The following is a 9,475-nucleotide window of genomic DNA, read 5'->3' as shown; positions in this document are numbered from 1 at the left end:
CCAGGCGGCCGGCAGCGCCGCCAGCCAGCCCGCCGCCCCGCGCCGCATGGCCGGCGGCACCAGCGCGGCCAGCCCCAGCACGAACAGCGCGCCGCTGCCCAGCACCGGCGCCAGCAGCACGCGCCACCAGGGGGCGCCGTCCAGCCCCACATACCATTGCCAGACCAGCGGCACGACATGGCCGAGATAGGCCGGAAAGAACACCGGGATGGCGGCGAGGTAGAGCGCCCACAGCGCCGCCATGGCCCAGGGCACCGGGTCGCGCAGCACGGCCGCGCCCCGCCCGTGCGCGAGGCCGGCGCCCAGCACCAGCGCCTCCACCAGCGCCGGCGCGGCCAGGAAATGCGGCTTCAGCGCGAAGCCCAGCGCCGCCAGCAGCACCGCCGGCACGGCCAGCCGCCAGGGCGTGGCGGCGCCCAGGATGCGCCGCTCGGCCAGCACCAGGTAGGGCAGCGCCGCCACCGCCATGATGTGCTCGCGCTGGCCGAAATCGTAGCCGGCGGCGAGCAGAAGCAGCGGCAGCACCGCCCCCGTCACCGCCCGCTCCACCGCGCCCATGGCGCGCCCGCCCGCCGCCCGCAGCAGCGCGGCGCAGAGCGCGAGGCTGCCGCCGCAGAGCAGCAGCAGCCCCAGCAGCAGCGCCTGCGGGCCATCCAGCGGCGTGTGCGCGGCGAGCCAGGCGGCAGGCAGGTTGAGCAGGAAGATCAGCGGCGGGTTGACGTCGACCAGCCCGGTGTAGAGCCGCTCGCCCGCCAGCATCCGCGCCGAGAAGTCGAGCACCGCCGCCACGTCGTGGTTCAGCGGCGGCGCCAGCACGATGGCCAGGAAGCCCAGCGCCGGCAGCAGCGCCGGCAGGCGCGGCAGCCAGGCGGCGCTGCTGCCGGCGCTGGCGGAAGAGGTCCGGGGCGGCATGGGGGCGGGGCCATCCTTTCCGCCCTTTCCTGCAATGCCATTGCGGCGAGGATCGGGCGCTGTCACAAGCGTTTTCCGTGGACGCCGCCGAATACGACCTGATGGACGCCGCCGAGGACGGGATGTGGTGGTACCGCGCCCTGCGCGACCGCGTCGAGACCGCCCTGCGCGACCGCCTGCGCGACAACCCCGTGCCGCCCGGCCCCTGGCTGGATGTGGGCTGCGGCACGGGCGGGCTGCTGCGCCACCTGCGCGGCGCCTTTCCCGGCCAGGCGCTGCACGGGCTGGAATACCACCCCCCCGCCGCTGCCCGCGCGGCGGCGAAATCCGGCGCCGCCGTGGCCGCGGGGGATGCCGCCCGCCTGCCCTACCCCGACGGCGCCTTCAGCGTGGTGGCCAGCATGGACGTGCTCTGCCACGCGGCGGTGGACGAGGCGGCGGCGCTGGCCGAGATGCGCCGCGTGCTGGCGCCGGGCGGCCTGCTGGTGCTGAACCTGCCCGCCTTCCGCTGGCTGCACTCGGCGCACGACCTGCGGGTGCACAATGCCCGCCGCTACACCGCGCCCGAGGCGCGCGCCCTGCTGGCGGGCGCCGGCTTCGAGGCCGCCGGGGCGCGCTACTGGAACGCCGTGCTGCTGCCGCTGATGGTGGCGCAGCGCAAGCTGCTGGCGCGCGGCGAGGGCGATGCCAGCGACGTCGCCCCCTTCCCGCCATGGTTGGATGCGACGCTGCGCGCGGCCACCGTCGCGGAGGCCGGCCTCGCCCGCCTCGGCCTGCGCTTCCCGGCCGGCGGCTCGGTGCTGGCCACCGCCACGCGGCCCCGCCAGCCGCCGCCGCAGGACACGCCTTCAGGAAGCCCCCCAGGGATGCCACGCCCATGACCATCGCCCATCCCGCGCCCTGCCCCGCCCCGGCCGGCGCCGCCCATGCCAGCGCCGCCTCTGCCATCGGCCTCTCGATCGTCGTGCCGGTCTATCGCGGCGCGGACACGGTGGGGAAGCTGGTGGCCGCCCTCTCCGCCCTGCGGCCGGCCGGGGGCCTCGAGATCGTGCTGGTGAACGATGGCAGCCCGGACAACAGCGGCGATGTCTGCCGCGCGCTCGCCGCCACCGCCAGCGTGCCGCTCACCTATGTCGAGCACGCGCGCAATTTCGGCGAGCACAACGCGGTCATGACCGGGCTGCGCCATGCCCGCGGCGACTACGTCATCACCATGGACGACGATTTGCAGAACCCGCCCGAGGAGGTGGTCAAGCTCTACGACCACGCCCGGCTCGGCGGCTGGGACGTGGTCTACACACGCTACGCCAAGAAGGAGCACGAGGGCTGGCGCAACCTCGGCAGCCGCTTCGCCAACTGGGTGGCGGACCAGCTGATGGACAAGCCGAAGGGCCTCTACCTCTCCTCCTTCCGCTGCATGTCGGCGCTCGTGGTGCGCGAGGTCGCCCGCTACACCGGCCCCTACCCCTATATCGACGGGCTGGTGATGCAGGTGACGCAGCGCATCGACAGCATCGAGGTGATGCACCTGGCACGCATGGAGGGACGCAGCAACTACACGCTGCGCCGGCTGATCCGCCTCTGGCTGAACCTCGCCACCAACTTCTCGCTGATGCCGCTGCGGCTGGCCATGTTCGCCGGCGTGGCGATGGGCCTGCTCGGCGTGCTCGGCGCCATCTTCACCATCATCGAGGCGCTGACCAACGACACGCCCTCCGGCTGGGCCTCGGTGATGACCGTGACGCTGCTGATCGCCGGCGTGCAGTTCCTGATCCTCGGCGTGATGGGCGAGTATCTCGGCCGCGCCTTCCTCTCCGCCAACGGCAAGCCGCAGGGCGTGGTGCGCGAGCTGCACCCGGCGCGCGCCATGCCGGCCGGCGCCGCCTCCGAGGCGCCCCGGCTGGAGCGGGCCGCGCCGTGACGGCGCCGCTGACGCTGTACTGGCTGGTCCTTGCCGCCGCCATCCTCACCTCGCTCATCGGCCAGGTGCTGCTGAAGGCGGGCACGCTGGGCGAGGGCAATTTCCTCGTCCAGCTCTTCCGCTGGCAGACCATCATCGGCCTCGGCTGCTACGGCGGCGCGGCGATGCTCTACATCGTGGCGCTGCGCAAGATCCCGATGAGCGTGGCGCTGCCCTGCACCGCCGCCTCCTACGTGGTCATCGCCCTGGTCGGCCACTTCCTGTTCGGCGAATCGCTGGGCGGGCAGAAGATCGCGGCGATCGGGCTGATCTCGCTCGGCGTGGCGCTGCTCGCCACGGCCTGAGGGCGCCCCGCCGCACATCGTCACCCGCGCGGGTGTTCCCACCCGGCGGGCGTCTGCTCTATGCCTCCGCCCGCCCCACCATCGGCAAGAGGTCCGGATGCCCGACGCGAACCCCACCCCCATCGCCCTCGCCGCCCGGCCGGTGCTGCAGGCGCTGGAAGAGGCGGCCGAGGCGCTGGCCCGCAGGGCCACCGCGCTGCGCGACACGCTGGCCACGCGGGAGCGGCGCATCGCCACGCTGGAGGAGCAGCTGGCGCAGGCCGAGGCGCGGCTGCTGCTGGAGATGATGCACGCCGAGGGGCTGGCCGCGCAGGCGACCGAGCTGGCCGCCATCGGCACGGAAGCCGCCAACATCCCGACCGGCGCCCACTATGCCGACGGCACGCCCAAGACCCGCCTCACCGCCGTCTACGAGGCCGCCTTCGACGCCAAGGGCCACGAACTCGGCGTCGAGCGGCCGGAGAGCTTCCGGGCGGATTAGCGCGCCGCCACCGCCGCCGACCAGGGCGTCATCACGTCGCTGATGCCGGCGAATCCCTCGCCCTCGCGGGCGACCAGGTTGGGGCAGGCGAAGTTCACCGGCAGCACGGCGTGCTCCACCGTGGTCAGGCCCCCCTGCGCCTCCAGCGCCGCCAGCGTGTCGGCCGGCAGGCGGCGGTCGGCGGTGGTGGCGTCGGGGCCGGAGACGTCGATGCGCGGGTGGTGCGCCGCCGCCTCCGGCGCCATGCCGAAATCCAGCGCGAAGGCCAGCATCTGGTAGACCGAGGCCAGGATGCGCCGCCCGCCCGAGGCGCCGAGCGCCATCACCGGCCCGCTTCCGTCCGAGACCGTGACCGGGCACATGTTGCACAGCGGCCGCGCGCCGGGGCGGATGGCGTTGGCCGAGCCGGGCGTCGGGTCGAACCACATCATGCCGTTGTTCATCAGCACGCCGCTGCCGGGCAGCACCACGCGGCTGCCCATGGAGGAAAGCAGGGTGGTGGTCATCGCCACCATGTTGCCCTCGGCATCCACCACGGTCAGGTGGGTGGTGCAGGTCTCGGCCGGCTCGGGCGGCGGCGCGGCGGCGCCGAGGCCCGCGAGGCGCTCGGCATAGGCGGCGCGCATGGTCTTGGAGAGGGCGCTGAACCAGGCGGCGTCCGGCGTGGCGCCGGGGTCCAGCCGAGCCATCTCCGCCACCACGCGGGCCAGGGTGGGCGCCGCGGTCAGCCCGCCCGCCCCCTGCAGCACCAGCCCGCCGCGCCAGGGGATGCCGAGCGCCGGGCGGATGCGCACCTGGCAGCCGGCGAGGTCGGCGGCCGAGAGGCGCCCGCCCATCGCCGCCACGTCGGCCGCGATGGAGGCGGCGATCTCGCCCTCGTAGAAGTCGCGCCAGCCGGCGTCGCGCAGCCGCTCCAGCGTCTCCGGCAGGCGGCCGAGCGGGAAGAAGCCGGGCGCGCCCTGGTAGGGCGCCACGGGGGGCAGGCCGTCGGGCAGGTAGATGCGCGCGCTCTCGGGGTAGAGGCGCAGCACCTTGGCGGAGTTGGCCACCTTCAGCGTGGTGTACCAGTCCTGCGGCAGGCCGCGCCGGGCCAGCGCGATGGCCGGCCCCAGCAGCTCGGAGAGCGCCATGCCGCTGCCGAAGCGCTCCGCCAGCGTGGCGTAGCCCGCCACCGAGGAGGGGATGGCGAAGGAGAGCGGGCCGTGGATGTTGCGGTCCCCCTGCACCTCCGGCCAGGCGAACAGGTCCTGCTTCATCCGCCCCGTCAGCGGGTAGTCCGCCGGGTCGCTGGCGGCGGGGGCGACGGGCCCGAAATCCACCAGCTCCGCCGCCGGCCTGCCGGCCTTGTGCACCAGCGCGAAGCCGATGCCGCCCAGGCCGGAGTTCCACGGCTCCATCGCGGCCAGGGCGAAGGCGGTGGCCACGGCGGCATCCGCCGCATTGCCGCCGGCCTCCAGCACCGCCACGCCGGCCTCCGCCGCCGCCCGGCTCTGGCTGGCGACGATGCCGCGCCCGCCGCGCGCGGCGGGCTTGGTCACCTGCCAGTGCTGGGTGGTGTAGGCGGGCGGCGCGTAGGAGAGGGTCATGGCGCGGGCATCCTGGCTGGGGCTCTGCTGGGGCTCTGCGCGCGTCAGCCTCCACCCATCGGCGGGCGGCGGCAATCCCCCCCTGGCCTGAGCCGTGGGCTGTGCCGGCGGTGCGGGAAGGCGCCGACCTATCAGTTGAACCGATCGGTACTATCGATTTTAAAGGGGTTCTGACAGTATACCGATCGGTATATCTCTCTCGTCAACGGCGGGGCACCCCGCCAGAGCCCCCCGGCCTGTCGATGGCGGCCGACCTGTTCGACAACGTGAACAACACCCCCATCACCGGCAGCCCCTTCGCCTACTCCATGGCGACGACGCAGGCTTCCGAGCGCGGCCTGCCGGCCAATGTGGGCCAGAGCGCCTCGCCCAGCGGCAACCCCCAGGCCGTTCCGGTGAGCACGAGCGTGGCCCATGGCCCGCGCGGCCGCATCCCCGGCCCGGTGGGCAACAGCGCCTCGGCGCAGGACAACGTGCCCGCCCCCTTCGCCGGCTGACCCCCCTCGGCGCAGCGCCCTCCCCCCGACAGCGACAAGGCGCCCCGCCCCCCCCGGCGGGGCGCCTTTCGCGTATTCGCCCCCTCGCCGCGAGCCGCCTTGCCGTGGCCCCTTTGCCGTTGGCCGGGATGCGGGTTAACTGCCGTCCAGACGAGACTGGGCCGGCACATGACCGCCGGCCCGCACAAATCCTGGGAAGGAGCAGCGCGCATGGCGGGTCGGGAACGGATCGGATCGCTGGACGTCGCGTCCGAGCTGAAGGCGTTCATCGAGGCCGAGGCGCTGCCGGGCACCGGCGTGATGCCGGAGACCTTCTGGGGCGCCTATGCCGCCATCCTGGCCGAGCTGGGGCCGCGCAACGCCGCGCTGCTGGCCGAGCGCGACGAGCTCCAGGCGAAGATCGACGCCTGGCACCGCGCGCACCCCGCGAAGCCGGTGGATGCGGGCGCCTACCGCGCCTTCCTCGAGGAGATCGGCTACCTGCTGCCCGATCCCGGCCCGGTGAGCGTCACCACCGAGAATGTGGACCCCGAGATCGCCAGCATCGCCGGGCCGCAGCTCGTGGTGCCGGTGAACAACCCGCGCTACGCGCTGAACGCCGGCAATGCCCGCTGGGGCAGCCTCTACGACGCGCTCTACGGCACCGACGCCATCCCGCAGGAGGGCGAGCTCGCCCCCGGCCGCGGCTTCAACCGCGCCCGCGGCGAGAAGGTGATTGCCCGCGCCCGCGCCGTGCTGGACGAGGCGGCACCGCTGCTGGGCGGCTCCTGGTCGGATGTCTCCTCCCTCTCCGTGGTGGGCGGCGTGCTGGTGGTGGGCCTCTCCGAGGGCGCCACGGCGCTGCGCGACTCCGCCCGGTTCGCCGGCTACACCGGCGCGGCGGACGCCCCCTCGGCCATCCTGCTGCGCAACAACGGCCTGCACATCGAGGTGGTGGTGGACCGCGCCAGCCCGATCGGCCGCGACGACCCCGCCGGCATCTCCGACGTCGTCCTCGAATCCGCCCTCTCCACCATCATGGATTGCGAGGATTCCGTCGCCGCCGTCGATGCCGCCGACAAGGTGGAGGTCTACCGCGCCTGGCTCGGCCTGATGAAGGGCGACCTGGAGGCCAGCTTCGAGAAGGGCGGCAAGGTGGTGACCCGCCGCCTGAACCCGGACCGCGCCTACACCACCCCCGAGGGCGGCAGCCTCACCCTGCATGGCCGCTCGATGATGCTGGTCCGCAATGTCGGCCACCACATGATGACCGACGCGGTGATGCTGGACGGGCAGGAGACGCCCGAGACCATCCTCGACGCGCTGACCACCGTGGCCATCGCGCTGCACGACCTGCGCGGCCGGCGGATGAACAGCCGCGCCGGCTCGGTCTACATCGTCAAGCCGAAGATGCACGGGCCGAAGGAAGTGGCCTGGGCCAACGACCTCTTCGCCCGCATCGAGGACGCCTTCGGCCTTGCGCCCAACACGCTCAAGATGGGCATCATGGACGAGGAGCGGCGCACCACCGTCAACCTCCGCGCCTGCATCCAGGCCGCCAGCGCGCGCGTCGCCTTCATCAACACCGGCTTCCTCGACCGCACGGGCGACGAGATCCACACCTCCATGGAAGCCGGCCCCGTGCTGCGCAAGAACGACATGAAGGGCACGGCCTGGATCAAGGCCTACGAGGCGTGGAACGTCGACACCGGCCTCGCCTGCGGGCTGCGCGGCCGGGCGCAGATCGGCAAGGGCATGTGGGCGATGCCGGACCGGATGGCCGACATGCTGGAGCAGAAGGTCGGCCACCCGAAGGCCGGCGCCAACACCGCCTGGGTGCCCTCCCCCACCGCCGCCACGCTGCACGCGCTGCACTACCACGAGATCGACGTGGCCAAGCGTCAGGCCGAGATCGCCGAGGGCGGCGCCCGCGGCAAGCTGGAAGAGATCCTCACCATCCCGCTGTCGGACAGCAACTGGTCGCCGGCCGATGTGCAGGCGGAGCTCGACAACAACGCCCAGGGCATCCTGGGCTATGTGGTGCGCTGGATCGACCAGGGCGTCGGCTGCTCCAAGGTGCCGGACATCAACGATGTCGGGCTGATGGAGGACCGCGCGACGCTGCGCATCTCCGCCCAGCACATCGCCAACTGGCTGCGCCACGGCGTGGCGACGAAGGCGCAGGTGGAGGAGACGCTGAAGCGCATGGCGACGGTGGTGGACCAGCAGAACGCCGCCGACCCCGCCTACCGCCCGATGGCCCCGGCCTATGACGGCGTGGCCTTCCGCGCCGCCTGCGACCTGGTGTTCGAGGGCACGACGCAGCCCAACGGCTACACCGAGTTCATCCTGCACCGCCGCCGCCGCGAGGCGAAGGCCGCCGCCTGAGTGCGCGACGGCGCCGCCCCGGCCGAGGAGGCCACCCTGCCCGCCCTGATCGCCGCCGTGGCGCGCGGCGAGCAGGCGGCGCTGCGCGGCGTCTATGACCGGCAGGCGGCGCGGCTGTTCGGCGTCGCCAACGCCATATTGCGCGACCGCGAGATGGCGGCGGACGCGCTGCACGACGCCTTCCTCAAGCTGGCCGCCCGCGCCGCGCAGTTTGACCCGGCGCGCGGCGCGGCGGAGGCGTGGCTGGCCGGCATTGTCCGCCACGCCGCGCTCGACCTCGCCCGCCGCCGCGGCCGCGAGATGCCGACCGACGACCCCGGCCTCGGCGACACGCCGGTGCCGCCCGCCGCGCTGGAGCAGGTGGCCGCCAGCGAGGAGGGTCGCCGCCTGCGCGAGTGCCTGCTCGCGCTGGAGGAGAGCCGCCGCCACGGCATCGTGCTGGCCTTCGTGCACGGCCTCTCCCACGCGCAGATCGCGGCGCGGCTGGAACTGCCGCTGGGCACGGTGAAGGGCTGGATCCGGCGCGGCCTGCTGCAGTTGCGGGGGTGCCTGGCATGAGCGGCGCCATCCCCGAGGCGGAGCGCGAGGCGCTGGCCGGCGAATACGTGCTCGGCACGCTGGAGGCCGGCGCCGCCCGCGCCGTGGAGGCGGCGCTGCCGCAGGACGCGGCGCTGCGCGCGGCGGTGCAGCGCTGGGAGGCGCGCCTCGCCCCGCTCGCCGCCCTCGCCCCGCCCGAGGCGCCGCCCGAGGGCCTCTGGTCGCGCATCGAGGCGGCGCTGCCCACCGCCCCGCCCGATGACGCGCCCGCGGCCACCATCGTCCCGCTCCGGCAGCCCGCCCCCGCGCGGCCCGACCTTTCCGGCCTGTGGCGCGGCTGGGCGATGGGCAGCACGGCGCTGGCCGCCGGCCTCGCCGCCTTCCTGGTGCTGCGCCCCGCCCCGGAGGCGCCGGCGCGGCTGATGACCGTGCTGCTGACCCAGCAGGACCAGCCCGCCTGGCTGGTGGAGGCCGAGGGCGGCGGGCTGCGGCTCGCCGCGCTGAACCCACGCCCCGTGGCCTCGGACCGCGTGCTGCAGCTCTGGGCGCTGCCGCCCGGCGCCACCGCGCCCACCTCGCTCGGGCTGATCCCGCCCGAGGGGCGCATCAGCGTCTCCCCCGGTGCCATCACGCCGCAGCCGGGGATGCTGATCGAGATCACGCTGGAGCCGCCGGGCGGCTCGCCCTACGCCCGGCCGAGCGGGCCGATCCAGTTCATCGGCCGCCTCGCCCCCGCCACCGGAAGCTGAGGTTTTTTTCGCGCGCCCCGCATCCAGCGGGCGCGCCGCGCCGTAGCGCGGGAAGAGGCGGCCAGCCCGGCCGCCGCACCC

9 protein-coding genes and 1 pseudogene are annotated in these 9,475 nt (G+C 74.3%); 8 read left to right on the top strand and 2 right to left on the bottom strand.

Annotated features, from left to right (window positions below; genetic code table 11):
* A pseudogene (locus tag ACFOY6_RS08430) lies at nucleotides 1-912 on the bottom strand (hypothetical protein); the annotation flags it as partial.
* 77 nt (nucleotides 913-989) lie between these two features.
* On the opposite strand from ACFOY6_RS08430, the gene ACFOY6_RS08425 reads away from it, so the two are divergent.
* From ACFOY6_RS08425 to ACFOY6_RS08410, 4 genes are all read left to right on the top strand, one after another.
* Nucleotides 990-1,793: a class I SAM-dependent methyltransferase gene (locus ACFOY6_RS08425; RefSeq protein WP_109516484.1), complete on the top strand. Its 804-nt coding sequence runs from the start codon at nucleotides 990-992 to the stop codon at nucleotides 1,791-1,793.
* The gene (locus ACFOY6_RS08420; RefSeq protein WP_379650120.1) at nucleotides 1,790-2,833 is read left to right on the top strand and encodes a glycosyltransferase family 2 protein; all 1,044 of its coding nucleotides are present in this window, start codon (nucleotides 1,790-1,792) and stop codon (nucleotides 2,831-2,833) included. The genes ACFOY6_RS08425 and ACFOY6_RS08420 overlap by 4 nt, the downstream gene beginning before the upstream one ends.
* A complete protein-coding gene (locus ACFOY6_RS08415) occupies nucleotides 2,830-3,177 on the top strand; it encodes a DMT family transporter (protein WP_245906248.1) in 348 nt (115 codons plus the stop codon). Before ACFOY6_RS08420 ends, ACFOY6_RS08415 begins: the two co-directional genes overlap by 4 nt.
* 97 nt (nucleotides 3,178-3,274) lie before the next feature.
* Complete coding sequence (locus tag ACFOY6_RS08410; RefSeq protein WP_379635680.1) at nucleotides 3,275-3,658, top strand: hypothetical protein; 384 nt, start codon at nucleotides 3,275-3,277, stop codon at nucleotides 3,656-3,658.
* Here the strand turns inward: ACFOY6_RS08410 and ACFOY6_RS08405 are convergent.
* The gene (locus tag ACFOY6_RS08405; RefSeq protein WP_379650118.1) at nucleotides 3,655-5,244 is read right to left on the bottom strand and encodes a gamma-glutamyltransferase; all 1,590 of its coding nucleotides are present in this window, start codon (nucleotides 5,242-5,244) and stop codon (nucleotides 3,655-3,657) included. The two genes, ACFOY6_RS08410 and ACFOY6_RS08405, sit on opposite strands and share 4 nt — an antisense overlap.
* Before the next feature lie 242 nt (nucleotides 5,245-5,486).
* Between ACFOY6_RS08405 and ACFOY6_RS08400 the strand changes: the two genes are divergently transcribed.
* The 4 genes from ACFOY6_RS08400 (at nucleotide 5,487) to ACFOY6_RS08385 (ending at nucleotide 9,394) form a co-directional block, all read left to right on the top strand.
* A complete protein-coding gene (locus ACFOY6_RS08400) occupies nucleotides 5,487-5,741 on the top strand; it encodes a hypothetical protein (protein WP_379650116.1) in 255 nt (84 codons plus the stop codon).
* Nucleotides 5,742-5,951: 210 nt separating this feature from the next.
* Complete coding sequence (locus tag ACFOY6_RS08395; protein ID WP_379650114.1) at nucleotides 5,952-8,108, top strand: malate synthase G; 2,157 nt, start codon at nucleotides 5,952-5,954, stop codon at nucleotides 8,106-8,108.
* Nucleotides 8,109-8,666 carry a sigma-70 family RNA polymerase sigma factor gene (locus ACFOY6_RS08390; protein ID WP_379650112.1) on the top strand — a complete coding sequence of 186 codons (558 nt, stop codon included), beginning with the start codon at nucleotides 8,109-8,111 and terminating at the stop codon, nucleotides 8,664-8,666. It begins immediately after the preceding gene.
* On the top strand, nucleotides 8,663-9,394 hold the full coding sequence (locus tag ACFOY6_RS08385; protein ID WP_379650110.1) for an anti-sigma factor: 732 nt from the start codon (nucleotides 8,663-8,665) through the stop codon (nucleotides 9,392-9,394). Before ACFOY6_RS08390 ends, ACFOY6_RS08385 begins: the two co-directional genes overlap by 4 nt.
* Nucleotides 9,395-9,475: the final 81 nt, after the last annotated feature.

This window comes from Teichococcus aestuarii (assembly GCF_042651065.1).
Lineage (GTDB): Bacteria > Pseudomonadota > Alphaproteobacteria > Acetobacterales > Acetobacteraceae > Pseudoroseomonas > Pseudoroseomonas aestuarii.
Note: the sequence above shows the minus strand (reverse complement) of the source record. Positions and strands in the feature narration are given on the sequence as shown.